This window comes from Synechococcus sp. RS9902, assembly GCF_014279635.1.
Classification (GTDB): domain Bacteria; phylum Cyanobacteriota; class Cyanobacteriia; order PCC-6307; family Cyanobiaceae; genus Parasynechococcus.
Map to the genome: position 1 here is coordinate 1,505,003 of NZ_CP047949.1, position 23,547 is coordinate 1,528,549.

The 23,547-nt window shown below is 61.6% G+C and carries 25 protein-coding genes and 1 tRNA gene; 10 read left to right on the plus strand and 16 right to left on the minus strand.

The genetic code is table 11. The features are described from left to right. Positions 1-2,049 (minus strand): DNA primase, encoded by a 2,049-nt coding sequence (gene dnaG / locus SynRS9902_RS08275; protein WP_186508768.1) that lies wholly within the window; start codon positions 2,047-2,049, stop codon positions 1-3. Between the two features lie 53 nt (positions 2,050-2,102). On the opposite strand from dnaG, the gene SynRS9902_RS08280 reads away from it, so the two are divergent. After that, a complete protein-coding gene (locus tag SynRS9902_RS08280; protein WP_186508769.1) occupies positions 2,103-2,993 on the plus strand; it encodes a DMT family transporter in 891 nt (296 codons plus the stop codon). Positions 2,994-2,996: 3 nt separating this feature from the next. Here the strand turns inward: SynRS9902_RS08280 and SynRS9902_RS08285 are convergent, their stop codons facing one another. Further along, positions 2,997-3,458 (minus strand): hypothetical protein, encoded by a 462-nt coding sequence (locus SynRS9902_RS08285; protein ID WP_186510582.1) that lies wholly within the window; start codon positions 3,456-3,458, stop codon positions 2,997-2,999. Between the two features lie 22 nt (positions 3,459-3,480). On the opposite strand from SynRS9902_RS08285, the gene ruvA reads away from it, so the two are divergent. The 3 genes from ruvA to SynRS9902_RS08300 are packed head-to-tail and all read left to right on the plus strand — an operon-like array spanning position 3,481 to position 4,879. Beyond that, positions 3,481-4,125: a Holliday junction branch migration protein RuvA gene (gene ruvA / locus SynRS9902_RS08290; protein ID WP_186510581.1), complete on the plus strand. Its 645-nt coding sequence runs from the start codon at positions 3,481-3,483 to the stop codon at positions 4,123-4,125. 58 nt (positions 4,126-4,183) lie between these two features. After that, positions 4,184-4,453, plus strand: coding sequence for a 30S ribosomal protein S15 (gene rpsO, locus SynRS9902_RS08295; protein WP_006851408.1), 270 nt, complete (start codon positions 4,184-4,186; stop codon positions 4,451-4,453). A 12-nt stretch (positions 4,454-4,465) separates the two neighbouring features. After that, positions 4,466-4,879, plus strand: a complete 414-nt coding sequence (locus tag SynRS9902_RS08300; protein WP_186508770.1) for a PAM68 family protein — start codon at positions 4,466-4,468, stop codon at positions 4,877-4,879. Positions 4,880-4,910: 31 nt separating this feature from the next. Here the strand turns inward: SynRS9902_RS08300 and SynRS9902_RS08305 are convergent, their stop codons facing one another. The 8 genes from SynRS9902_RS08305 to trpD form a co-directional block, all read right to left on the minus strand. Next, positions 4,911-8,429: a DNA polymerase III subunit alpha gene (locus tag SynRS9902_RS08305; RefSeq protein ID WP_186508771.1), complete on the minus strand. Its 3,519-nt coding sequence runs from the start codon at positions 8,427-8,429 to the stop codon at positions 4,911-4,913. A 71-nt stretch (positions 8,430-8,500) separates the two neighbouring features. After that, complete coding sequence (gatA, locus tag SynRS9902_RS08310; protein WP_186508772.1) at positions 8,501-9,976, minus strand: Asp-tRNA(Asn)/Glu-tRNA(Gln) amidotransferase subunit GatA; 1,476 nt, start codon at positions 9,974-9,976, stop codon at positions 8,501-8,503. 28 nt (positions 9,977-10,004) lie between these two features. Then, on the minus strand, positions 10,005-10,250 hold the full coding sequence (locus tag SynRS9902_RS08315) for a DUF1816 domain-containing protein (protein ID WP_186508773.1): 246 nt from the start codon (positions 10,248-10,250) through the stop codon (positions 10,005-10,007). A 57-nt stretch (positions 10,251-10,307) separates the two neighbouring features. Further along, positions 10,308-11,882 (minus strand): 23S rRNA (guanosine(2251)-2'-O)-methyltransferase RlmB, encoded by a 1,575-nt coding sequence (gene rlmB / locus SynRS9902_RS08320; protein WP_186508774.1) that lies wholly within the window; start codon positions 11,880-11,882, stop codon positions 10,308-10,310. A gap of 16 nt (positions 11,883-11,898) precedes the next feature. Then, on the minus strand, positions 11,899-12,309 hold the full coding sequence (locus SynRS9902_RS08325) for a Mini-ribonuclease 3 (RefSeq protein WP_186508775.1): 411 nt from the start codon (positions 12,307-12,309) through the stop codon (positions 11,899-11,901). Beyond that, positions 12,306-12,695, minus strand: coding sequence for an STAS domain-containing protein (locus SynRS9902_RS08330; protein WP_115162148.1), 390 nt, complete (start codon positions 12,693-12,695; stop codon positions 12,306-12,308). The genes SynRS9902_RS08325 and SynRS9902_RS08330 overlap by 4 nt, the downstream gene beginning before the upstream one ends. A 42-nt stretch (positions 12,696-12,737) precedes the next feature. Beyond that, entirely contained in the window at positions 12,738-13,898 is a 1,161-nt protein-coding gene (carA, locus tag SynRS9902_RS08335) for a glutamine-hydrolyzing carbamoyl-phosphate synthase small subunit (RefSeq protein WP_186508776.1), read from the minus strand. Positions 13,899-13,905: 7 nt separating this feature from the next. Continuing rightward, complete coding sequence (gene trpD, locus SynRS9902_RS08340) at positions 13,906-14,952, minus strand: anthranilate phosphoribosyltransferase (RefSeq protein WP_186508777.1); 1,047 nt, start codon at positions 14,950-14,952, stop codon at positions 13,906-13,908. Positions 14,953-15,113: 161 nt separating this feature from the next. Here trpD and SynRS9902_RS08345 point away from each other — a divergent pair, with 161 nt between their 5' ends. Continuing rightward, positions 15,114-16,877, plus strand: coding sequence for an ABC transporter ATP-binding protein (locus tag SynRS9902_RS08345; RefSeq protein WP_186508778.1), 1,764 nt, complete (start codon positions 15,114-15,116; stop codon positions 16,875-16,877). A 67-nt stretch (positions 16,878-16,944) separates the two neighbouring features. Continuing rightward, positions 16,945-17,208, plus strand: coding sequence for a hypothetical protein (locus SynRS9902_RS08350; protein WP_186508779.1), 264 nt, complete (start codon positions 16,945-16,947; stop codon positions 17,206-17,208). 49 nt (positions 17,209-17,257) lie between these two features. Here SynRS9902_RS08350 and SynRS9902_RS08355 read toward each other — a convergent pair whose 3' ends face one another. After that, entirely contained in the window at positions 17,258-17,548 is a 291-nt protein-coding gene (locus SynRS9902_RS08355) for a hypothetical protein (protein WP_222929450.1), read from the minus strand. Between the two features lie 263 nt (positions 17,549-17,811). Between SynRS9902_RS08355 and msrA the strand changes: the two genes are divergently transcribed. The 4 genes from msrA (at position 17,812) to SynRS9902_RS08375 (ending at position 19,215) form a co-directional block, all read left to right on the plus strand. Continuing rightward, positions 17,812-18,525 carry a peptide-methionine (S)-S-oxide reductase MsrA gene (gene msrA / locus SynRS9902_RS08360; protein WP_186508781.1) on the plus strand — a complete coding sequence of 238 codons (714 nt, stop codon included), beginning with the start codon at positions 17,812-17,814 and terminating at the stop codon, positions 18,523-18,525. A gap of 10 nt (positions 18,526-18,535) precedes the next feature. After that, complete coding sequence (locus SynRS9902_RS08365) at positions 18,536-18,724, plus strand: hypothetical protein (protein WP_222929451.1); 189 nt, start codon at positions 18,536-18,538, stop codon at positions 18,722-18,724. 67 nt (positions 18,725-18,791) lie between these two features. Beyond that, a complete protein-coding gene (locus tag SynRS9902_RS08370) occupies positions 18,792-19,127 on the plus strand; it encodes a hypothetical protein (protein ID WP_115082475.1) in 336 nt (111 codons plus the stop codon). A 14-nt stretch (positions 19,128-19,141) separates the two neighbouring features. Next, positions 19,142-19,215 (plus strand) — tRNA-Pro (locus SynRS9902_RS08375). A gap of 80 nt (positions 19,216-19,295) precedes the next feature. Here SynRS9902_RS08375 and SynRS9902_RS08380 read toward each other — a convergent pair. The 5 genes from SynRS9902_RS08380 to SynRS9902_RS08400 form a co-directional block, all read right to left on the minus strand. Beyond that, positions 19,296-19,931, minus strand: coding sequence for a Crp/Fnr family transcriptional regulator (locus SynRS9902_RS08380; RefSeq protein ID WP_186508783.1), 636 nt, complete (start codon positions 19,929-19,931; stop codon positions 19,296-19,298). Between the two features lie 192 nt (positions 19,932-20,123). Next, on the minus strand, positions 20,124-21,098 hold the full coding sequence (pstS, locus tag SynRS9902_RS08385; RefSeq protein ID WP_186508784.1) for a phosphate ABC transporter substrate-binding protein PstS: 975 nt from the start codon (positions 21,096-21,098) through the stop codon (positions 20,124-20,126). Between the two features lie 181 nt (positions 21,099-21,279). Next, a complete protein-coding gene (gene pstS, locus SynRS9902_RS08390; RefSeq protein ID WP_186508785.1) occupies positions 21,280-22,284 on the minus strand; it encodes a phosphate ABC transporter substrate-binding protein PstS in 1,005 nt (334 codons plus the stop codon). A gap of 23 nt (positions 22,285-22,307) precedes the next feature. After that, positions 22,308-22,577 (minus strand): hypothetical protein, encoded by a 270-nt coding sequence (locus SynRS9902_RS08395; RefSeq protein WP_186508786.1) that lies wholly within the window; start codon positions 22,575-22,577, stop codon positions 22,308-22,310. A 79-nt stretch (positions 22,578-22,656) separates the two neighbouring features. Next, on the minus strand, positions 22,657-23,499 hold the full coding sequence (locus tag SynRS9902_RS08400; protein ID WP_186508787.1) for a 3'-5' exonuclease: 843 nt from the start codon (positions 23,497-23,499) through the stop codon (positions 22,657-22,659). Positions 23,500-23,547: the final 48 nt, after the last annotated feature.

Below are 23,547 nucleotides of genomic sequence, written 5' to 3' on the forward strand. Positions count from 1 at the left end.
TCAGGCGGCCGGGGGAACGGTGTAGCTGGCGCAACGTTGCTGATCCAGATGGCCGATGTGTTTTCGCTCGGTGTAATACAGCTCCTGGTAGCGCAGCGCATCACGGTTGAGGTCATCGAAGAGGGCCTGAATCCGCACCTCCATGTCCACGGAGGCCTGATCTGACAAAGCCTCCTGATCAATCAGAACAGCGATGCAGGATTCCAGGGTTTGGAGACGCTGGCCACCCCAGGCCTCCAACAGGTGCCGGCAGCGCTTCAGGCTTTTCTGACGCTCCAGCAAGGCAGCAATGCCCCGCAGCTGCTCCAGGGGCTCCGCCAGGGCAACACGCTGCAATTCACCTGGCTCCAAAAGGGGCGTCAGGCGGGACACCAGCGCACTGCTCTCCAGCAAGAGCTGATCGGTGAGCAAGCGGGGCAGATCGATGAGATCCAGACCCTCGCCGTCGTCGTCGCAACGGCTGATCGACTCCATGCGCCCCTCACCCAGATTGGTCTCCTCGAGATCCGTAATGGCCGCCCAGAGATGGCGGTGATGGGGAATGGCGAAATCCTCCAGTTCGCGTTTGCGCAGTTCCTGGCGAATCGTGGCCCGATGCCGGGGGCAATGCAGATACAGCCGCAGCAGATCGGCCTCACAACGCTCCCGCTGTCCGGATTCACCGGGCTGCTCGTGACGGCTGGAGCGCCCATGCCAACGCTGGCCCTTCACCTGCTGCCGCAGGTCGTCCTCGAGCTGAAGCGCCAGGCGTCCCTGGCCACCACTGAGGCGCTCCGCCACCCGTTGGAGGTAGTGGGTGCGCACGGCGGACTGGGGCAGTTTGCCCAGCAGCCCCACCAGGGCCGTGACCGCCTGTTGGAACTGGTCGGCCCGGCTGAGATCGCGCTCCTCCAGAACCTGCTCGATCTGCCAATCCAGCCAGAGGGGGGCCTGATCGAGCAGAGCGCGGTAATCGCCGGCCCCGTTCTGTTTGAGGAACTCATCGGGGTCCTTGCCTGAAGGAAGGTGCAGAACCCGCAGCTCCAGCTGGCCCTGCATCGCCAGCTGCTCAACCTCGCCGATGGCCCGATTGGCTGCACGGACACCGGCACCGTCGGCGTCGAAATTCAGAACGATCCGCTTGCTGTCACTGACGCGGCACAACTGAGTGATCTGCTGACTGCTCAGGGCCGTGCCGAGGGAGGCCACAGCGTTGGTGATGCCGGCGGCATGCAGGGCAATCACATCGAAGTAGCCCTCCACCACCACCGCCCTGTCGTCCTTGCGGATGGCATTGGAGGCCTTGTCGAGACCGAACAGGTGCTTCCCCTTCTCAAACACTTCGGTCTCGGGGGAGTTGAGGTATTTCGGTTCGCTGCCATCAAGGCTGCGTCCCCCGAAACCGATCACCCGGCCCTGACGGTCATGGATCGGCACCATGACCCGATGGCGGAAGCGGTCATAGAACCCGTTGCCCCCCTTGCGGGGAACCACCAGCCCAGCAGCCTCGAGAAGCTCAGGCGCCAGCCCCTCAACTTGCTGAAGATGCTTCAGCAGACCATCCCACTGATCCGGCGCGTAGCCGAGTTGGAAGGTCTCCTGGGTGGCGGGACTCAACCCTCTGGCCTCACTGAGGTACTTGAGGGCTTCTGCGCCAGCAGGCGCCATCAACTGGCTGCGAAACCAACCGGCAGCCAGGGCCAGGGCCCGCTGCAGCTTGTCCCTGCGGGACAACTGTTGCCGCAGCCGTTCCTGCTGCGGACCATCCACCGTCTCGATCGGCAGCTGATAACGCCGCGCCAGATCCAGCACCACATCGCTGAAACTCTGGCGCTGGAACTCCATCAGGAACTTGATGGAGTTGCCGCCAGCACCACAGGAGAAGCAGTAGTAGAACTGCTTGGCGGGCGACACCGTCATCGACGGTTTGCTGTCGTCATGGAACGGACAGATCCCGACGAATTCCCGTCCCTTCTTCTTGAGCACCACGTGCTCGCCCACCACATCAACGATGTCGGCCCGTTCCTTGACGGCCTCGATCGTTCTTGGGTGCAGGCGGGCGTTCACCATCGGTCCATTCTGCGAAGTCGCAGGGTTCCGTGCACCCCGTCATCAGAACAGCAATGGCCGAACCGCAGACCCCACAGCCCTGGTGGAACCGGGACTCGGTACGGGGCAGCCGAGCCCTGATCCTGAGTTCCCTGGCCTTCAGCCTGATGACGGTCTGCGTCAAGCAACTGAACAGTCGGCTTCCGGTGGCGGAAATCGTGTTGTGCCGGGCCCTGATCAGCATCGTTCTGACCGCTGTGGGACTGCGCCTGGCCGGGGTCTCCCCGTGGGGCCAGAGACGGGGGCTGCTGGTGGCGCGGGGGGTGCTGGGCAGCTTGGCCCTGCTCTGCTTCTTCGAAGCGATTGACCAGCTGCCGCTCGCTTCAGCGACGGTGCTCCAGTACACCTACCCCACCTTCACCGCCGTGGCAGCGCTGTTGCTGCTGGGCGAGCCCCTGCGCCGACGCATCAGTGCAGCAGTTCTGCTGGGCTGGATCGGCGTCACCCTGGTGGTGCAACCGCAGTGGCTCACGGGGACAGCCCAACCTGCGCAACTGATCCCTGCCCTGATCGGCATTGGTGGCGCTCTGATGACCGCCATGGCCTACGTGAGTGTGCGGCGGCTATCGCAAACCGAGCACCCCTTGGTGATCATCCTCTATTTCCCGATGATCTCGGTTCCCCTGACCCTGCCCTGGGTGCTGCACCAAGGGGTCTGGCCCGAAGGCATCGAATGGTTCTGGCTCCTGGGGGTCGGGGTGATGACCCAGCTGGGCCAGATTTGGGTGACCGAGGGCCTGCGCTGCCTGCCCGCCGCCCGAGCCACATCGATCAACTACGTGCAGGTGGTCTTTGCCGCTGGCTGGGGCTGGCTTTGGTTCGCAGAAACGATCAATGCCTGGCAAGTGGGCGGCGGGATGCTGGTGCTGGCCGCCACCCTGATCAGCCTGTCGGCGCGACGTTAGAGCTCAGGCTTTGTCCAAACCCAGGGGGTACGTCAGCCAGGCCTGGCGGTCATCGGATCCGCCTTTGGGTCTGGCCAGGCGCCAGCTCTGACCACGGGAGCCCCGCTGCAGAAACAGTTCAAACGGGCTGTCCACCTGCACACGGTCGCCGGGTAGCTGCCAGTCGAAGCGGCCTGAAATCCTGAGGCCCTGCTCGTCACCCAGGGCAAAACTTTCCTGGTCCTCCACCCGCACCCGACTCACGCTTGGGGCGATGGGCATGGGGGTTAGATCGAGGGAGCTGGCAATGGCCGACTGGGTGAGCTGAATCTGCAGGGCCAGCGCTTCATTCAGGAGAGCCCGTGGCGGCTGAGATCCGTTGCATGCCGTCAGTGAAACCACGATCGATAGAACGCAGAGCACCTGAAGCAAACGGCGCACAACGCGCTTGAAAGCAGAGACAGGCAATGACAGCTGCGGCAACATGACGCGGTTGAAACCTCTCCCCATGATCGGCTGGCTGCAGGGACGACCGATGGAGTGCTGGAGTCAAGGGAACCGTAGCGGCGTTCTGCTGCTCTGCGGTGCGGTCGGATATGAGGTGCACCTGACCGAGCGGCATCAGCAGAACCTTCCGGCGGATGGCGACCTGAACCTGTGGATTCATCAGGTGCAGCGGGAGGACGGCAGCAGCCTCTACGGCTTTCCCCTGCGCCAGGAGCGGGATCTGTTCCGGCTGCTGATCAGCGTCAGCGGTGTGGGCCCCCAGGCCGGTCTGGCGCTGATGCAGGAATGCAAGCCCCAGGAGCTGGTGGAAGCGATCAGCAGCGGTGATCTGCGTCGCCTCTGCAAGGCGCAGGGCATCGGCAAACGCACCGCTGAGCGTCTGGCGGTGGAACTCAGGGCCTCGATTGCGGCCTTCGCGGGCGTGGATCCCGCCCCATCGCTGGCGGAAGGCGTCAGCTCGGAGCAGATGCCGGCAAGCGGTGCCGACGTGGAAGCGACCCTCTCGATGCTGGGTTACGACGATCTGGAAATCCGTCGAGCCATCCGTGCGATCGCTGAGGGCGCCGATGGCCAACCGCCTGCTGGCGACGACCAGGACGCCTGGCTGCGGGGCTGCCTGCAATGGCTGAGCCGCGAATCGGCCTGAGCCGCCCCACGCGAAAAGGTAAGCTGGTTGTTTGCACTGACAGGGCCGCCCCCCGCGCATGTCGCTTGATACCACCGAGAAGCAGCAGCTGATCAACACCCACCAAACCCACGGCACCGACACCGGTTCTGCCGAGGTTCAGGTGGCCATGCTGAGTGAGCGGATCAACCGTCTCAGCAGCCACCTGCAGAACAACATCCATGACTTCTCCTCACGCCAGGGGCTGCTCAAGATGATTGGCCGCCGCAAGCGCCTGCTGAGCTACATGCGCAGCAAGAGCGAGCAACGCTACGCCGACACAATCGCCAAACTGGGCATCCGCGGCTGATCGACGTCCCCCATGCTTGAGCAACGCAACTCCCTCCCCTTTGAGCCGAAAGGGTCCGGGAAGGGAAGCAAGCCTGCTTCAGGGACGCCTCGGCAGGAAGCCATTCCTCGCTACGTGGCCGATCGGATGGCTCGCCGGGTTGCTGTGTTCACAGGACTCCCGTCCCTCGCTGGGATGGGAGTTTTTGTTGGCAGTTATTTCGTCGTCACCCGTGGCATCGCCGATATCGCTCCAGGGCTCACGCTGACGGGCTCCGGCCTGTTTTTCCTCCTGGGTCTGGTGGGCCTCAGCGTTGGTGTGTTGACCGCCAGCTGGGATCCCGAACCGGGTTCTCTGCTCGGCTTCGAGAACTTCAAGCCGAACATTCAGCGGATGAAGGAGTCGATCCGGGCCCAAAAGCAGCAGCAAAAGCAATCGAAGTCCTGATCAGCTTTTTGTTTTGATCAGGCCCTCCTGATCAGGTGAGCACCAGACGGTCGCTGCACCGGGCTTCAAAGGATTGGGTGCGCAGTGACGCGATCGCTGCATCAACGTCCTTGACGCAGAACTGGGAACCGAGTCGCACATAGCGAACGCTGTCGCCGTGGCACACCTCCGCCACCACAGGCACCTTCACGCCCAGCTCATCCCGCTCAGGGCGATGTTGGTTCAGGCATTCCCGCAGCTTGTGCTGAATGGCAATGTCGCTGGCCTGATCGGAGGGGAGCTGAACCAGCAGCAGATTGAGCTCATCAACGGCACGGCAGTCGTCAATGATCAGCTGCACGCGCTCGTCACGCCGATCAACCCCAGCCCACACCAAGAGGCGGGCTTCAGCCATCAGGTGATCTGCGAGGCGCGCGTAGCTCTTGGGAAACACCACCGCTTCGCAACTTCCGGTGAGATCCTCAAGCTGCAGGATCGCCATGCGATCGCCCTTACGGGTGGTGACCTGGCGCATTTCAGCCACCATCGCGATGGCACTCACCTTGGCTTTGTCGGGCTGTTCTTCCAAGGAACCCAGACCGATGGGGGCCAGCAACTTCGACGAGGGTGTGAGCTGTTTGAGTGGGTGATCGGAGAGGTAGAAGCCCACCAGATCTTTTTCGAGACGAAGCTTTTCGGTTGGGGGATAGTCCGGCACCGGCGCCGCCTTGGGTGCATGGCTGAGATCCGCCGGCCCATCGGCATCGGCGGCAGGAGCCATCAGATCAAAGAGGTTGCCCTGGCCGCTGTCTCGGTCTTTGGCCCGTGAAGAGGCCCAGTCGAGCAGCAGATCAAGATCTGCCATCAACTGAGCGCGGTTGGCCTGCGGATCCATGGCATCCAGGGCACCGCAGTGAATCAACGACTCCAGACCACGGCGGTTGAGCACTGAGGACGGGATCCGGTCGCAGAGGTCCGCCAGGGAACGGAAAGGCCCATCGCTATCGCGGGCGGCGATCAATTGACGGATCGCACCATCACCAAGGTTGCGAACGGCGGACAGGCCGAACAGGATCCGATCGCCGTTGGGGGTGAAATCGGTGAGCGAGGCATTCACATCCGGGGGCATCACCTCAATCCCCATCGCATTGCAATTGGAGATGTAGCGCTGCACTTTGTCGGCGGCTCCGGCGTTCACCGTGAGCAGGGCCGCCATGTAGGCGACCGGGTAGTGCGCTTTCAGGTAAGCCGTCTGGTAGGTGACGGCGCCATAGGCCGTGGAATGGCTCTTGTTGAAGCAGTATTCAGCGAAGAGAACCATCTGATCGAACAGTTCGTCGGCGACCTTTTCATCAACGCCGCGCTCTCCAGCACCCTGAACGAAAATGCCGCGGTGCTTCTGCATCTCGGACACTTTTTTCTTGCCCATCGCCCGCCGGAGCAGATCGGCCTGACCCAAGGAGTAACCGGCCAGATCCTGCGCGATCCGCATGATCTGTTCCTGGTACACCATGATCCCGTAGGTCTCGGACAGGATCGGCTCAAGAATCGCGTGGGCGAAGTCGATCGCCTCCCGGCCGTGCTTGCGGTTGATGAATTTGGGAATCAGGCCAGCATCGAGAGGCCCCGGTCTGTAGAGGGCAAGGATCGAGGAGATGTCTTCCAGGGATGACGGCTTGAGATCACGCACGATCTGCCGCATTCCGCTGGATTCCAACTGGAAGATCCCCTCCAGATCACCTCTCGCCAGAAGTGCAAAGGTCTCTTCATCCTGGGGCGGCAATTTGTCGGGATCGACACGGGTGCCACTGCTCACCTCCACCAGTTCGAGGGTCTTTTCGATCATCGTGAGGTTCTTCAACCCCAGAAAATCCATCTTCAACAGACCCATGGATTCCACGTCTTCCATGAAGTACTGCGTGATCACCTGACCATCGTTGTTGCGCTGCAACGGCACCAGTTCGTCGAGGGGATCAGCGGCGATGACCACACCAGCTGCGTGAACACCGAAGGTTTTGTTGGTGCCTTCAATACGCATTGCCATGTCCACCCAACGCTTCACCGTTGGATCCGCCTCGTACTTCTCGCGGAACTCGGGGTTGGGTGATTCCTCGCCGATCATCGCCTTGAGCTTGGCGGGCTTGCCGCGAACCACCGGGATCAGCTTCGCCAGACGGTCGGCATCCCCGTAGGGAATGTCGAGCACCCGGGCCACATCCTTCAAAACCGCCTTGGAGGTCATCCGGTTGAAGGTGATGATTTGCGCCACCTTGTCCTCGCCGTAGCGTTCGGTGACGTAGTCGATCACCTCACCACGACGCTCGATGCAGAAGTCGGTGTCGATATCAGGCATCGACTTGCGTTCCGGATTGAGGAAGCGCTCGAACAGAAGGCAGTTGGTGATCGGATCGATGTTGGTGATCCCCAGGCAGTACGCGACGAGCGACCCTGCGGCGGAGCCACGACCCGGACCGACGGGAATGTTCTGTTCCCGGGCAAAACGGATGTAATCCCAGACCACCAGGAAGTAAGTGGGAAATCCCATCTGCTCCATGATCTTGAGCTCATGGGCCATGCGCTCGGCATAGTCGTCGGGCAAGGCAGCATCAGGGCTGAGCTCGAGCCGATCCCGCAATCCCTGCTCGGTCACCTCCCTCAGGTAGCTGACGGGGGTATGACCCTCGGGAATCGGGAAGCGGGGCATTTGATAGCGCCCAAGAATGTCGTAAGGCTCCACCTTCTCAGCCACCTTGACGGTGTTGGCGATCGCCTCCTGAACCACCTCAGGCTCGAGGTGATCCCCGAAGAGAAGGCCCATCTCCTCTTCGGTTTTGATGTATTCGGTCCCGGTGTAACGCAGCCGCTTCTCATCGGTGATCAGCTTGCCGGTGAGCACGCAAAGCAAGGCATCGTGGGCTTCAACGTCCTGCTTGCTCAGGTAGTGGGCATCGTTGGTGGCAACGATCTGAATGCCGAGCTCCTTGGCAATTTTGACGATCTCAACGTTGACGATCCGATCTTCCGGGGATCCGTGATCCTGGATCTCGAGGTAGTAGTCGTCGCCGAAAACCTCCTGATACCAAGCCGCCACCTTGCGAGCCACATCGGGGCGACCCCGCAGAATCGCCTGGGCGATCTCACCGCCGAGGCACGCCGTGGCGATGATCAGGCCTTCGCTGTGTTGCTTCAGCAGTTCCTTGTCGATGCAGGCACGGGAGAAGATCCCGCGTCCCCGCATCCCCCGCAGGTGGCTGATGCTGGTGAGCTTCACCAGATTGCGGTAACCGGTGGCGTTTTTCGCCAGCACCACCAGGTGATATCTCTTCTCTTTCTTGGGTTGTGGGTCGTCAATGGACCCATTGATCACATACATCTCATTGCCGATGATCGGCTTGAGATCTGAACCCTGACAGAGCTTCAGCAGCTCAATCGCGCCGTACATAACGCCGTGATCCGTCAGGGCGATGGCGGGCATGCCCAGCTGCTTCGCCCGCTCCACCATGGCCGGCAACTGCGACGCACCGTCCAGAAGGCTGTAGTCGCTGTGGTTGTGGAGAGGAACGAAAGCCATAGGGTCAGACTAGGACCCGACGCAAGATCCAGCGTTCAGCGGGAACACAACCCCCCCATATGTGGCGCAACTCAGGGAACCAGCGCAGCTTCCGGGCGTGAAGCAAACACCTGAGCGGCCTGCTCGTACTGATGCGCCACCTGAAGCAGACGCGGTTCATCCAACACATTGCCGATCAGCTGCATCCCGATCGGCAGACCCGCCGCGCTGAATCCACAGGGAACACTGATGGCCGGAAGTCCAGCAAGGTTGACCGGAATCGTCAGCAGGTCAGCCAGATACATCGCCAGCGGGTCGTCGGCGTGGGCGCCAGCCTTGAAGGCCGTGGACGGCGCTGTTGGCGTCAGCAACACATCCACACTCTGGAAGGCCGCATCAAAATCCCGCCGGATCAGGGTGCGCACCTGCTGCGCCTTTTTGTAGTAGGCATCGACATATCCGGCGGACAGGGCGTAGGTGCCGATCAGGATTCGCCGTTGCACCTCAGCGCCAAATCCTTCAGCACGGCTTCGCGCCGTCATCGCGGCAAGGCTCTCGGCGTCTTCGGCACGGAAGCCGTATTTGACACCGTCGTACCGCGCCAGGTTGGCCGACGCCTCCGATGGTGCGATCACGTAGTAGGTGGCGATGCCGTCGTTGAACCGGGGGCAGCTCACCTCCACCAGTTCGGCGCCGAGAGCCTCCAACTGGGCAGCAGAGGCCTGCACCGATGCCTTCACCTCAGGATCGAGGCCTTCGGCATCGAAGCACTCCTTGATCACCCCCACCTTGAGCCCTTTGATGGACTGGTTGAGGCCGGCGCTGAAATCGGGAACCGCCGCATCAAGGCAGGTGGAATCGCGGGGGTCGGGTCCGGCGATCACCTGGAGCAGTTCAGCCACATCAGCAACGCTGCTGGCGAAGGGTCCCACCTGATCCAGAGAGCTGGCGAAGGCCACCAGGCCCCAACGGCTGACGCGGCCGTAGGTGGGCTTGAGGCCGACCACACCACAGAACGACGCCGGTTGGCGGATGGAGCCACCGGTGTCGGAACCAAGCGAAGCGACGCAACTGCCGGCGGCGACGGCCGCTGCACTGCCACCGGAGCTTCCACCCGGCACATGGGCGGTGTTCCAGGGGTTCTGTGTGGCCCCGAATGCGGACGTTTCGGTTGAGCCACCCATGGCGAACTCATCCAGATTTGTCTTGCCCACCAACACACCACCGGCCTGCCAGAGCCGCTCGGTGACCGTGGATTCGTAGGGCGGCACGAACTGCTCGAGCATGCGGCTGGAACAGGTGGTGCGAACACCTTTGGTGCAGAGGTTGTCCTTGATCGCCAGCGGCAATCCCGCCAGGGGGCCGAGCGTCTCGCCGGCGGCGCGAGCTTCATCAATGCGGGACGCCTCAGCACGGGCCTGATCGCCCGTGACTTCAACAAAGGCGTTCAGCGAAGGCTCAGAACTTTCGAGCCGATTGAGGTGCTGATCAACGAGCTCGCGGGAGGAAACCTCGCCGCTCTGCAGTTGCTGACGCCACGCGCTGATCGTCATGTCCCTGCGATCCATTGCAGCAAGGACGCTATCAGCCGCAGGATCAGCCCTCAGCTGAGATGGTGAGGGGCTCAGAGCGCCGGGTCCGCAGCAGTGAATGGCTGATCGACTGGGGTTGCTCCGACTTGACGTCGTCCAGGAAGGAACTGAGCTCGCTCTCCAGCCCCTTGCGGGTGATGAAAGGACCGAACCAGTAGGTCACATCGGGGCCTGACGTCTGAACACGAGCCCACCAAGCAAATCCAAAGCCATTGGCAAGGCTGCGCAGCGGCCGAATCAGGGGACTCATGGGAGGAACAGGACCTCGGTTCATTGTGCCCCGAGATCTTGTTCAACCGCGCTGTTTTCAGGGAGATAGCTGGATGTTCTGATCGAACGGCAGGGCAGCATCCGGCTGCGATGGATTCAGATCCAGGTCAATCAGACGTTCCGGGGCCTTCTCCACAGAAGCCTCAGGCTGTTCGAGCGAATCAGGCTGTTCAGACGAAACAGGCGATTCAGCACCCGCAAGTTTGGGCCTGCGAATCGGTGGCGACGGCGCCTGGCCGTGAATGTCCTTCATCCAGTTGCGCCGTGCCACTTCATAGACGCAAAGGGCTGTGGCGACGGAAGCATTAAGGCTCGGTGTGATGCCCCGCAGGGGAATGCGAACCAACTGGTCGCAATGGCGCCGGGTCATCAGCGACAGGCCCTGGTCCTCGGATCCGGTGACCAGCACCATCGGCCCACTGAGGTCGACATCGGTGAGGGTCACATCCCCTTCAGCGGCAAGGCCCACCACCCTGTAGCCGGCGTCTTTGAGCTTTTCCAGGGACCGATTGAGGTTGACCACGCGTGCCACCGGCAGGTGTTCCAGGGCTCCGGCGGCCACCTTGGCGGCGGAACCGGTCAAGCCAGCGCTGCGGCGCTGGGGGATCACCACACCATGGGCTCCCATGGCCTCAGCGGAGCGAACAACTGCCCCGAGGTTGTGGGGGTCGGTGACACCGTCCAAGGCCACCAACAGGGGGGGTTCCCCCAAATCCGAGCAGCCCTCGATAAGGCTGTCGAGATCAAGAGTTTCCGCCGCCGCCGTCTGCAGGGCGATGCCCTGGTGAACGGACCCACCTGTGATCTGTCCCAACCGGGCCCAGGTCACCTCTTCCACGAGAACGCCCGAGGCCTTGGCATCGCGCAAGAGCTGGAGGAATTTGGAGGCACTGCGCATCTCCGCAGTGCACCAGATGCGATGGATGGGGCGTCCGGCCTCCAACGCGGCCTGAGTGGCATGACGTCCCCAAATCAGATCATCCGCTGGCGGGGTGGCCGCTGCAGCCTCCGGTGCTGCATCCGGCCGCTGAGGACGAGCCTCGTCAAAGCGGGATCTGGGGCGCTGGGACGGTTGGCGCCGTTCATCCCCGGAGCGACGGCGGTCGCCGAACCGATCGTTGCGATCGCGAAAACGTCCAGGCCCTGAGCGTTCGTTTGGAGAACCCGAGCGGGGAGCGTTCTGATCTCTGTCGAAGGAACGGGAGCGGTTGCCAAACCGCTCTTTCGGGCGATCACCGAAACGTTCTCCGGATCGATCAGCGGATCGATCAGCGGCGCGATCACCGAAACGCTCCCCAGACCTCTCCTTGAACCGATAACCGGGTCGATCACCCGAGCGCTCACCAAACCGATTGCCGGGTCGATCACCACCACGCGACTGGTCCCACTCTCCATCCCGTGGAGCGCGTCGTTCGCGATAACCGCCGCCATCACGCCCAGGTTTGGCATAGGGGGAACGACCGCCGTCAGAACGGCGGTTGCCCGGCATGGGGCGACCATTGCCGGAACGGCCCATCGACGAGCGCCCCCCTGCAGGTCGTCCACTGCCACCAGGCCCCGAACGGCCATCGCGGGATGGGCCGCTGGAGCGGCGTTCAAAGCGAGGGCTCATGGTGTGCGAGGCAACGTTATGGGTGGGATCCGGCTTGCTCCAGGTGATCGAAGAGCTCCGCAAGCCGGGCTGGATTGTTCAGAAACAGCCAGCCCACCATTGTCTCAAACCCTGTGGCCCTTCCATAAACCGCAGCGTCTGCGCGCCGTGGCCCCCGCCCGGCACTGTTGCGACCCCGCCGCACCAGATCGAGTTCTTCTGAGCAGAGGAGCTCGCGCTCTTCCAGCCAGCTCAACAAACGGGACTGGGCGTCAGCACGAACATCAGCCACGACGGCACGATGCAGGTCGTCAGAACGTCCTGGCCTCGACCCATGGCGGAGGCGTTGATGCAGCTCCCAAACGGCATCCCCAATCCAAGCCAGCTGCAATGGACCCAGTTGTTCGTTGATGTCCCTGGGAGACTGGCTTCGAATCCAATCGCTCAAGCGGCCAACTGGTTGAGGGCTGTGGGCAGATCCTCCACCAGATGAAGGAACTCCTCAAGACGCACCAACTTGATGGTCTGCGTCACCCTGGTGTTGCCCACCAAAAGAAACGATCGCTTGGCATCCGTGCATTGCTTGGCCAGCTGCACCAGCGCCCCAAGGCCGGATGAATCGAGGAAATCGATCTTGCTGAGATCGAGAACAGACGGAAGCTTGTTAGCCTTCAAAACATCGCCCACGTACTCCGTGAACTGCTTCTCGGAGTAGGCATCCAGCTGACCGGTGAAATGAAACACCAAACAGCCGTCTTTCTGTTCGAATCCGCCCCGGAGAGAGACGGTTAGTCGCTGCAGTTCGCTGATGGGATCAAGCCCCCCAGGCATCATCGGCACGAAGTGTAGTGATGCTGAGCGTTGGCTACCACCTCATCAAAGGCGATCGGCCATCAGCGTCACAAAGCGGGCAAAATGATGGTCGGCGTCATGGGGGCCCGGACTCGCTTCGGGGTGGTACTGCACCCCGAACACCGGCTTCTGACGGTGGGCGATCGCTGCCACGGTGCGGTCGTTCAGATTGAAATGGGTGACGTCAATGACGTCTGAATCCAGAGAATCAGCGGAGAGGGCAAAGCCGTGGTTCTGACTGGTGATTTCAACCTGGCCTGTGGTGCCACAGGGATGGTTCAAGCCGCGGTGGCCATAGGACAGCTTGAACGTCTCTCCGCCCAGGGCCAGACCAAGAATCTGATGACCCAGACAGATGCCGAACAGAGGTAGATCGGATTCCTCCAGCAACTGCTTGGCCAGAGCAATCCCATGGGTCACCGCTGCCGGGTCGCCAGGGCCGTTGGAGAGAAAGACGCCATCCGGGCGATGGGAACGAACTGTGTCCAGATCCGTGTCTGCGGGCAGAACCGTGACGTCACAGCCATGGGCGACCAATCGATCGAGGATGGCGCGCTTGATGCCGAAATCGATGGCGGCAACGCGGAAGGGCGCGTCGCTGCGGCGCTGCAAACGCTGATCGAAGCCAACACTGCAGGCCTGATTCCACTGGTAGGGCTCACGGGTGGTGACGCGGTCCGCCAGGTTCAACCCCTGCATCGACGGGGCCTGCTTTAGGAGCTCAAGCAACTGCGCCGGGGTCTGGCCGTCACTGCTGATCACGCCATTCATGGCCCCCACCTCACGCAGGTGACGCACCAGGGCACGGGTGTCCAAACCGCTGATGCCCACCAGCTGATGGGTCTGCATCCAACTCTCGAGGGTCTGTTCACAGCGCCAGTTGCTGGGAACTGGCGCCAGCTGGCGGGCAATCACGCCACGAGCATGGGGGCGATCAGCTTCTTGATCGTCAGAATTCACACCGGTGTTACCGAGTTCGGGATAGGTGAAGCTCACCAGCTGCCCGGCATAAGAGGGGTCGGTCAGCACCTCCTGGTAACCGGTCATGCCGGTGTTGAACACCACCTCACCGATGGTGGTGCCGCGATGGCCGAAGCCGACACCGGTGAGAACCGTGCCATCGGCAAGGACGAGATAAGCCTTGTCTGATGGGGAATCGGGCATCGAAGGGCCGCCGCAGGTCATCAGTCACTCATTCTCCATCTCCGTCGGACAGGGCATCCCGCAGAGCCACAAGCTTGTCCCAGGCCTTGCCCTCGTTGAGAACAGCCAGAGCCTGGACAACAGCAGACGGCAGATCGCTTTGCAGCCCGGCAGCCCAGAGCACCAGTGCTGTGTTGAAGGCCACAACCTCCGTCTGCGCCGGCGATCCTTGCCCCTGCAGAACGTTCTGAAGGATCTGCTGGTTCACCGCGCAGTCACCACCGCGCAGCAGATCGAGACCAGCACGGGTGAGGCCCAGATCTTCAGGGGAAACCTCCTTTGTGGCAATGCCCCCGGATTCGATCAGACGCAAGGCATTGGGCCCCGCCAAGGAGGCCTCATCGAGGCCTCCAGCGCCATGAACCACCACGGCACGGCTCAAGCCCAAGTGCTGCAGAGCGCCCGCCATGGGGTCGAGAAGTTCCGGACGCGCCACGCCAAGAACCTGGGCCTGGGGCTGCAGCGGATTGACCAGAGGACCCAACAGGTTGAACACCGTGCGGACCCCCAGGCTGCGTCGCAGCGGCGCCAGATTCACAAGAGCTGGATGCCAAGCGGGAGCGAACAGGAAGGTGACACCGGTTCCCGGCAAAGCGTCGACCACCTTGTTCAACGGTGCCTTGAGGTTGAGGCCGAGCCCCTCGAGCACGTCGGCTGAACCCACTTTGCCGCTGGCGCTGCGGTTGCCGTGCTTGGCCACATTGACCCCGCAGGCGGCGGCGGTGAAGGCGACCGCCGTGGAGATGTTGAAGGTGTCGGCACCATCACCACCGGTGCCGCAGGTATCGACCATGGCTAGATCGGGCCGGGGGCAGGGAAGGGGGCAGGCCTCGCGCAGGACAGCCGCCATGGCCGCCAGCTCATCGGCCACCATCCCCTTGGCCCGCAGTCCAGCCAGTAACGCCCCGGTCTGCACGGGCTCGAGCTCTTCGGCCAGCCAGGCACGCATGAGAGCAGTGGCCTCATCGGAGCTGAGGTTGTTGCCCTGCAGCAGATGGTCCAAGCAACCGGACCAGGAACGCGGGTCTGAAGACATGGAGGGGGGCTGGCAGTAAAAAACCCGGGGTGCGAGACACGCCGGGCCAGGTGATGGGGACAGTCCCACTATCCCCCAGATCAACGGAGAACGACCAGTCAACGACCAGCCGTTGAAGCCGGATGCCTAGGTTGGCCTGCCAACGGGACCCACGAGCTCGCATGGCCGCCCTTCGTCTCGATCTGATCGGCCGCTATCTGCGTCCCCACCGCCGCACGGTGCTGCTGGGAGCCATTGCGCTGGTGGTGGTGAACGTTCTGCGGGTCACGATCCCGATGGAAGTGCGCAGCGTTGTGGACGAGCTGCAGGAGGGATTCAGTTACGCCGGAGTCCTGCGCCAGGCGGGATGGGTTGTGCTGCTTGCCAGCACCATGGGCGTGATTCGGCTGGCCTCGCGTCAACTCATCTTCGGCGTGGGTCGGCAGGTGGAAGTGGATCTGCGTCAGCGCCTGTTCGAGCACATGCTCCGCCAGGAACCCGATTGGATTCAGAGCAAGGGCAGCGGTGAAGTCATCAGTCGCGCCACCAGCGATGTGGAAAACATCCGGCGCCTGCTCGGATTCGCGATTCTCAGCCTGACCAACACGTTGCTGGCCTATGCGCTGACGCTGCCCGCGATGTTGGCCATCGATCCGTGGCTGACCCTGGCCGCCGTAGGGCTCTACCCCGTGATGCTCAGCACTGTGCGCCTGTTCGGTGGGCGCATGATGCGTCAGAAGCGCGCGCAGCAGGAAGAACTCTCTGCCCTCAGCAACCTGATTCAGGAGGATCTCTCGGGAATCGGGGCCATAAAGATCTACGGCCAGGAGGGAGCAGAACAGCAGGCCTTTGCCGAGCGCAACCGCCGCTACCGCGATAGTGCCATTCAGCTGGCGAGAACACAAAGCACCCTGTTCCCGCTGCTTCAGGGCATTTCCTCCCTCTCGGTTCTTTTGCTGCTGGCCATCGGCAGCGGCCAGCTCGAAGCCGGTCGTCTGAGCATTGGAGGACTGGTGGCCCTGATCCTTTATGTGGAGCAGCTCGTCTTCCCAACGGCACTGCTGGGATTCACGCTCAACACCTTCCAGACCGGCCAAGTGAGCCTCGAGCGGGTGGAGGAGTTACTCAAACGGGAACCAAAGATCAAGGATCCTGATCCCTCTGATGTTCAGCCCCAGCCAACGTCAGAACGCCGGGGGCGTTTTGAAGCCCGCCGCCTGACGGTTCAGTACCAGGGCGCTGAGCAGAACACTCTCAATGGCCTGAGCTTCTGCATCGAGCCTGGGGAGTTGGTGGCTGTTGTGGGGGCCGTGGGCTGCGGCAAGACCACCCTGGCTCGGGCCTTCGGTCGGATGGTTCCACTGCAACCGGGACAGCTGTTCCTGGATGGCGTGGATGTCACCCAGATGCCCCTGAAGAGGTTGCGCCGTGACGTGGCGATCGTTCCCCAGGAGGGCTTTCTGTTCACCAGCACCCTGGCGGACAACCTGCGCTATGGCGATCCTGACGCCAGTGATCAGCGGGTTGAACTGGCGGCAGAGCAAGCCCGCCTGGCTGATGACGTGAAGGGCTTTCCCGATGGTTTCGGAACCATCGTTGGCGAACGCGGCATCACCTTGAGTGGTGGTCAGCGTCAACGCACAGCCCTGGGCCGGGCTCTGCTGATGTCGGCGCCGGTGTTGGTCCTCGACGACGCCTTGGCCAGCGTTGACAACAACACGGCTGCGGCGATTCTCGATTCGATCCGAGCTCAGGATGACCGGACCATCGTGATGATCAGCCATCAACTTTCAGCCGCAGCGGCCTGTGATCGCATCCTGGTGATGGAGAACGGACGCATCGTTCAACAGGGACACCACAACGCCTTGATTCAGCAGCCGGGTGTGTACAAAAGGCTTTGGGAGCGTCAGCAGGCATCGCAACAACTGGATGCGTTGGCTTCCTGAAGAATCTCCGGGCGGTTTCTGACAACACGACCGTTCGTGGCTTAGCTGTGAAAGCAACTCCTTGCCTATGACCAGCGGATCCCCCTTCGCGGTGCGCTGCACGCTCACCTTTGGCGATATCTACGGACAGGTGCTGGCCTGGATGGCCGTCATTTTTGTGAGCCTTGCTGCGGGGCTTGCCCTGATGGGCTCGTCGCGACCGGTGTTTGCTCTGGTGGGAGTGGGGCTGATTTTGGTACTCAGCCTGCCGTTTCTGCTCTTCGCCTTCGTCACAACGCTGCTGAATCACATCCAGCTCAACCCAGTTGAGGGGAAAGCCAACGCGTCCTGAGGCATTCACGGCAACAAGAAACGAGGGCCTGTCAACACGTCCAGAACGGCTATCCCGAGACGGTTCTGCAGGACGAAACCACTTCCCCTTGGTCGGCCATCAGCTGGAGCTCGTTCCATCCTGCACAGCGATTGAGGGCAGACAGTCCTGGCGCAGGTGCGGTTTCTGGTTCAACAGAATGAACCACCTGTTTTTGTTTCTGAGAAACAGCTTTCTTCATCAACAAGCCATCAATCAATGGCTTGCAATTGATTGATCCATCCAATTCGTCTTCTTTCTGGCCATAGCCCGCCATCGGCACAATCTCCTCCACCCCTGATGACATTCCCAATGGAGTCAACAATCAAATGTGCCTGACCCGCAGACTCGTCTCGGGACAGCTCAGCAACAGCGCCATTCAGGCTGAAAACCACTGACAAACAATCAACACCTTTCTGCAGAACATTGTTCAAAGAAGAACCACTCTTCAAGACAAGCTTTGATTCGTTCCCTATGTATCCCTCACTTGGGGAGCCATCACTGAAAGTGCACAGATGGCCCTCGACGCGGCAGAATCACTGTGCTGAATCCGCTGCCTAAGCTCTGCGGACCAACGCAACCAACATGCTTCCTTCCTGGCTGTCTCCCCGCGGCGGCGCCGAATCCTCGGCCCCAGCAACGCACGCCGTGTTGGGAACGCCGCTGAAGGCACCCCTGATGGCCGACCAGGAGGAAGCAATCTTTGCCTGTGGATGCTTCTGGGGTGCTGAAAAAGGGTTCTGGCGACTGCCTGGGGTGGTGAGCACTGCTGTGGGGTATGCGGGCGGCCAGACCGAGCAACCCACCTACAACCAGGTCTGCTCCGGCAGAACCGGGCACACGGAAGTTGTGCGTGTGGTGTGGAGCCGACCCGCCCTCGACTTCAGCGACCTGCTGAAACTGTTCTGGGAGTGCCACGACCCCACCCAGGGCAACAGGCAAGGGAACGACACCGGCAGCCAATACCGATCAGCCATCTACACGTTCAATCCGGAGCATCTGCAACTGGCCCTGGCCAGCCGGGATGCCTATCAAGTCGCCCTCTCGGCCAAGGGCTACGGGACCATCACCACCGAAATCCTGGCGGACCAGACCTTCTATTTCGCCGAGGACTACCACCAGCAATACCTCGCCAAACCCGGCAGCCGCCCCTACTGCTCCGCGATGCCAACCCAGACGCTGCTTGGTGACTTCGAGGGGTCGAACTACAAACTCCCGAAGCAGGTCTGGGACAAGTACGACTGGTCCATCAGTCACTGCGTGCTTCGATCCGACAACAGCCCGATCGCCCTGGGCTGATTCGGCCAAGATGAAGAGGACCCAGACCCATGTCATGCCCGAGCCCTGGTCTGATCGGCAGGTGATCGTGGCGATCGCCCTCACCTTGATTTTGGTTCTGGGCCTGATCCTCGGCAGTGTCTCCTTCAATCGAGAGCAGCAGGCTCCGATGCTGTGGCGGGAAACCCCCCAACCCACAGCAAAACCTTTGGCAATCTGACCACCATCCCGCGGGCACGCTTCCTGTTGGTGCGATCGTGGGACAAGAAGGACTCCTCCGTTCTGCGGTGAGTGAACGGCCTGATCCATCCGAACAGCGTCAACTGCATCCCCTGCCGAGGGGGCTGGTGGAGCTCTATGGCTTGATCGCCGTTCTGGTGGTGCTCATCCCCGAATGGCTGGCGGATGGAACCCTGAATCTGGGCCAGGCCAAAGGCCCTGCCTCACTCCCGATGCGCTCGAGAGCCTGGCGCACCCTGCCCGAGCTTCGTCTGGCGGCGATGACCCTGGCTGAGCTTCGCCAGGCCGCCGCAGAACTGCGGCTGTACCACTACGGATCCGCAACGAGAGACCAGCTCACCACTCGGTTGCTCAGGCGACTCAGACGCCGGGATGCACTGTGATAACTTAAATCTGACGGGGCGTGGCGCAGCTTGGTAGCGCACCACTTTGGGGTAGTGGGGGTCGTGGGTTCAAATCCCGCCGCTCCGATTCAACCGTCTTGTTTCCCCACCTGAACATCAACACTTCAGGGATTGAGCCGGCGGTTACGCCGGCTCTTTTTTTTGCCTTCAGCGGCGGCCGGTGCCGGTCACCACCAGATGCCTGGTGGCATCAATCTGAAGCCAGCCTTCATCCCGCAACTGCCCCAACACGCGGGTCACGGTCACCCGTGTGGTGCTGAGGGCACTGGCGATCTCCTGATGGGTCAGGCGAAGGTTGAGCCGCAACCCAGCCTCACAGGGTTCGCCAAAGTCCTTGGCGAGCAGCTCCAAAAAGCCCCGGACCCGTTCTTCAACACGACGCAGCCCCAGCAGGGCCAGGAGTGACTCCGCCTGGCGGTAGCGGGCGGCCATGGCCTTGGCCAAACCAAGCGCCAACTGAGGAGACTGCTCCAGCTCCGCCAGGTTGCAGCAGAGCAGATCGCAATCGGTGAGCGCTACAGCCTCATAGGCCTCCACATTGGTGAATGCGGCACCGAAGGGTTCATTGGGACCCACCAGGCCAAGCACGAGCTCGTCGCCATGCACCGACAGCGCCCCGAGCTTCACCATGCCGCGAACCACAAACCAAACACTGTTCTTCAACAGAGGAACGAAACTTCCCGCGGTGACATGAACAACATTGCGATTGTCGTAGCTGCTTTCAAGAAACGCCTTGAAACCCAGAGCTGTTGAACTCAGATCAGCCGACGGAGTGGCAAGCATTTGGAATCCCGTGAATCCAGAAAAACTGTATTGAGGACAACATCGATTCCCAACAAAGAACTGGGGGAGATTCGGGAGAGATCCGGTTAAGAAGTCTCTAACACTGATCGCAATTCGAATCATTCAGCCCATAAAAAAAGGGCCCCGAGGGGCCCTTTGATGACTGGTTTTCAAAACCAATTCAAGCCAAGATCACTTGCCGATCTTGTTTACAGCGGCCTTGGACTTGGCCAGGATGTCGCCCTTGAGGGGAACGAAGCCCAGGGAAGGAGCTTTGTTCTGAGCAGCGTCGCTCAGCATGTAGTTGAAGGCGTCCTGCACCACCTTGGCTTTGTCACCGTTACCGGTTTTGTACGCCAGAACCCAGGTGAGGGTGGCGATGGGATAAGCACCCTTGGCGGTGGGGTTGGGGTTCTTGCCAGCCAGGTCCTTGTCCAGGCTGATGCCATTGAGGGCCTTGGCACCTGCAGCCACAGAAGGCTTGAGGAACTCACCGGACTTGTTCTGGAGAGCGGCGGCAACCACCTTGCCCTTGATGTACGACTGGTTCACGTAACCGATCGCGCCTTCACGGTTCTGGATCAGGCCAGCCACACCGGAGTTGCCCTTGGCGCCAACGCCAGCGGGCCACTTCACGGATTTACCGGTGCCGAGGGTCCAGGTGTTGGAGAAGGCCTGCATGGAGTTGGTGAAGGCCTTGGTGGTGCCAGAGCCATCGGAACGGTGCACCCAGGTAAGCGTGCCGGGCTTGCAGCCCAGTTCCTTCCAGTCCTTGACCATGCCCATCGCAACCTTCACAGCTTGCTCCTGGGTGAGCTTCAGGTTGCAACCGGGCTTGTTGTAACCAAAGGCGATGGTGCCACCCACCATCGGGATCTGAACCACACCACGGCTGACCTTGGCCATGTCCTTCTTCTTCATCGGATCATCCGATGCACCGAAGTTCACGGTCTGGTCGATGAAGGCTTTACGGCCGGAACCGGAGCCCACGGCCTGATAGTTGACCTGAGGGCCACCAGCCTTGGCCAGGTCGGCGAACCAACGCTGGTAGATCTTGGCCGGGAAGGAGGCGCCAGCGCCGTTCAGCTTGGGAGCTGCAGAAGCTGACATGCCTGCCCCGAGAACAAGCAGGGACGAAGCGAGAAGGGCCTTTTGTGCAATGCGCATCACGACAACCGAAAGAGGAAAGAGGCTGTAGCAACCAAGACCTAATCGGGACTCAAACCACCTGTCGTTATGCGCCCATTAACGAGGGTTAAGAAACCATAAAACCCTGTTTAAACCATCAAAAAACCCCGGTTTGGTCATCCAAACCGGGGCATGTCGTTCACCCATCGAGGGTTCGCATTTAAGGCTGAATGCCTGCCACCGCACTGCGGGATTTTTCAAGGATGCTACCCCGAAGAGGTACAAAGCCCAGGGCCGCAGCACCCTCCTGGGTGGAGTCGTCCAGCATATAGTTGAAGACTTTCCTCACAGCTTCAGCCTTGGCGCCATTGCCCTCGGCGTAAGCCAACACCCAGGTGAGTGTTGCGATGGGGTAGGCACCAGCAGCGGAAGGGTTGGGGTTGCTGCCAGCCAGGTACTGATCAAGCTCAATGCCGTTGAGGGCTTTGGCACCAGCCTCCACGGAGGGCGTGAGGAATTCACCGGATTTGTTCTGCAGCGCAGCAGCCTGCACATTGCCCTTGATGTACGACTGATTCACGTAGCCGATCGCGCCGACCCGGTTGTCGATCACCCCGGCAACGCCCGAGTTGCCCTTCGCACCCACGCCAACCGGCCATTTCACCGATTTGCCGCTGCCGAGGGTCCAATCCGCTGAAAAGGTCTGCAGCGAGTTGGTGAAAGCCTTGGTGGTGCCGGAACCGTCCGAGCGGTGCACCCAGGTGATCGTGCCCGCTTCACAGCCGAGCTCCTTCCAATCCCTGATGCGGCCGATGGCCACCTCCACAGCCTGTTGCTGGGTGAGCTGAAGCTCGCAGCCCGGTTTGTTGTAACCGAAGGCGATCGTTCCCCCCACCATCGGGATCTGAACCACCCCTTGGCTCACCTGCTTGCGGTCAGCCTCCTTGATCGGGTCGTCCGAAGCGGCGAAATCCACGGTGCCATCGATGAAGGCTTTGCGGCCGGAACCGGAACCCACCGCCTGGTAGTTCACCTTGATTCCGCCGGAGCCGGCGAGCTCGGCGAACCAGCTCTGATACACCTTGGCGGGGAAGGAGGCCCCCGCCGCATTGAGGCTGGACACAGTGGAGCTGCCACCACAAGCGGCGAGGCCAACAGCGAGGAAGCTCAGGCTGGAAACAACCAGGGAACGATGTGCCAAAACCGTTTGTGTGATTCGGTCCATCCTCCCGCGTCGTGGATCCAGGCTCAGGCGGTGGGCACGACGGTGGAGGTGACGGTGAGCCGTGTTGCCACCGAGTAACAGCGCAGCCAGCGGTTCACCCGTTTGCGGTGAGGGGCGGGAACCTCCTCAATCAACTGGCTGAGTTCATCTGCCCCCATGCGTCGCAGGGCACGCACATCCACATGCCAGAGCGCTTCGGCTTCACGGATCAAACGCGCCCAGGTGCGCACCTGCTGCCACTGACGCAGGCGGGAGCGGATGGGGCGTTGATGGGGATGCAGAAAAGCCGTCATGGCTTCAGCCTGCTGCGTTCAGCGGCACTCTCTGCAAAATCACCCAGACGCTTCGGAGTGCTGAAGCAAATGCGCAGGCTCAAGCGCTGAGGCGATCGGCTTCGACCTCAACGGGCGCGACCGGAAACTCCAGCTCCGCCACCTCACGATCACTCAAACGACGGGTCCAGGCCCCCTTAATCGGATCGTTCCAACGGAAACCCGCTGCTTTCGCGAGGTGGCGTTCGTCGAACGACACCCGGGCACGCATCAACTGGCGGGGTTCCAGGCCGCGCTCCAACAGCTGCTCCAGGTCGTCACAGCGGGCGAAGACTTCCGCGATGTAGATGCAATCGCTGAGGGCTCGGTGGGCCGCCCAGACCGGGACGCCGTAGGCCAAGGCCAGGTCCCGCACGGATGGCCGCGAACGCAACTGACGCTCCGCCGGCCAGCGAATGTCTTCCATGGTGCACAGCCACGGTGTTGCGGTGGCCGGCACAACGCCAAGACCGAACCACTGGCGATCGAAGGCCGCGTTATGAGCCACCAGAAGATCGGCAGCTTCAAGCAGATACTCAAACCACACCAGCGCCTCCCGCCAGGGCTGGGGCCTGCGGGTGACGGCGGCGGGGATCCGGTTGATCGCCTCTGCAGCGTTGGAGTCCACCGGCAAAAGAAACGATTGCTGGGCCAGCACCGAACGACTCGGCACATCAAACAAAATGCAGCCCACCTCCAGGCATTGGTCCTGCTGAGGATCCAGACCGGAGGTTTCGGTGTCGATGATCAGCAGGGTGGTGGGTGAAGGCTTTGGCGCGTCCTCGGGCTGATCAGCCTTGGCCTCGGGTTCAGCGGCTGGCGGAGCAGGCATCGGCATTGCCGCTGTTTGGGGCTCCGCCTGAGGCCTTGAAAATCCCGCAAGCAAATCGAGCTGTTCAGGCATGGCGCAGTGACTCCTCCCGCCCCTGATTCTCCCGCCCCAGGCAAGGTG

Excerpts from the sequence above, each read along its gene's own strand:
- pstS (WP_186508785.1), bottom strand. The coding sequence starts at position 22,284 with ATGGACCGAATCACACAAACGGTTTTGGCACATCGTTCCCTGGTTGTT.
- msrA (WP_186508781.1), top strand. The coding sequence starts at position 17,812 with ATGCTTCCTTCCTGGCTGTCTCCCCGCGGCGGCGCCGAATCCTCGGCC.
- SynRS9902_RS08345 (WP_186508778.1), top strand. The coding sequence starts at position 15,114 with ATGGCCGCCCTTCGTCTCGATCTGATCGGCCGCTATCTGCGTCCCCAC.
- dnaG (WP_186508768.1), bottom strand. The coding sequence starts at position 2,049 with ATGGTGAACGCCCGCCTGCACCCAAGAACGATCGAGGCCGTCAAGGAA.
- SynRS9902_RS08330 (WP_115162148.1), bottom strand. The coding sequence starts at position 12,695 with ATGATGCCTGGGGGGCTTGATCCCATCAGCGAACTGCAGCGACTAACC.
- rlmB (WP_186508774.1), bottom strand. The coding sequence starts at position 11,882 with ATGAGCCCTCGCTTTGAACGCCGCTCCAGCGGCCCATCCCGCGATGGC.
- SynRS9902_RS08380 (WP_186508783.1), bottom strand. The coding sequence starts at position 19,931 with ATGCTTGCCACTCCGTCGGCTGATCTGAGTTCAACAGCTCTGGGTTTC.
- SynRS9902_RS08300 (WP_186508770.1), top strand. The coding sequence starts at position 4,466 with ATGCTTGAGCAACGCAACTCCCTCCCCTTTGAGCCGAAAGGGTCCGGG.
- SynRS9902_RS08400 (WP_186508787.1), bottom strand. The coding sequence starts at position 23,499 with ATGCCTGAACAGCTCGATTTGCTTGCGGGATTTTCAAGGCCTCAGGCG.
- pstS (WP_186508784.1), bottom strand. The coding sequence starts at position 21,098 with ATGCGCATTGCACAAAAGGCCCTTCTCGCTTCGTCCCTGCTTGTTCTC.
- SynRS9902_RS08365 (WP_222929451.1), top strand. The coding sequence starts at position 18,536 with ATGAAGAGGACCCAGACCCATGTCATGCCCGAGCCCTGGTCTGATCGG.
- rpsO (WP_006851408.1), top strand. The coding sequence starts at position 4,184 with ATGTCGCTTGATACCACCGAGAAGCAGCAGCTGATCAACACCCACCAA.
- gatA (WP_186508772.1), bottom strand. The coding sequence starts at position 9,976 with ATGGATCGCAGGGACATGACGATCAGCGCGTGGCGTCAGCAACTGCAG.
- ruvA (WP_186510581.1), top strand. The coding sequence starts at position 3,481 with ATGATCGGCTGGCTGCAGGGACGACCGATGGAGTGCTGGAGTCAAGGG.
- SynRS9902_RS08395 (WP_186508786.1), bottom strand. The coding sequence starts at position 22,577 with ATGACGGCTTTTCTGCATCCCCATCAACGCCCCATCCGCTCCCGCCTG.
- SynRS9902_RS08350 (WP_186508779.1), top strand. The coding sequence starts at position 16,945 with ATGACCAGCGGATCCCCCTTCGCGGTGCGCTGCACGCTCACCTTTGGC.
- trpD (WP_186508777.1), bottom strand. The coding sequence starts at position 14,952 with ATGTCTTCAGACCCGCGTTCCTGGTCCGGTTGCTTGGACCATCTGCTG.
- SynRS9902_RS08315 (WP_186508773.1), bottom strand. The coding sequence starts at position 10,250 with ATGAGTCCCCTGATTCGGCCGCTGCGCAGCCTTGCCAATGGCTTTGGA.
- carA (WP_186508776.1), bottom strand. The coding sequence starts at position 13,898 with ATGACCTGCGGCGGCCCTTCGATGCCCGATTCCCCATCAGACAAGGCT.
- SynRS9902_RS08305 (WP_186508771.1), bottom strand. The coding sequence starts at position 8,429 with ATGGCTTTCGTTCCTCTCCACAACCACAGCGACTACAGCCTTCTGGAC.
- SynRS9902_RS08285 (WP_186510582.1), bottom strand. The coding sequence starts at position 3,458 with ATGTTGCCGCAGCTGTCATTGCCTGTCTCTGCTTTCAAGCGCGTTGTG.
- SynRS9902_RS08280 (WP_186508769.1), top strand. The coding sequence starts at position 2,103 with ATGGCCGAACCGCAGACCCCACAGCCCTGGTGGAACCGGGACTCGGTA.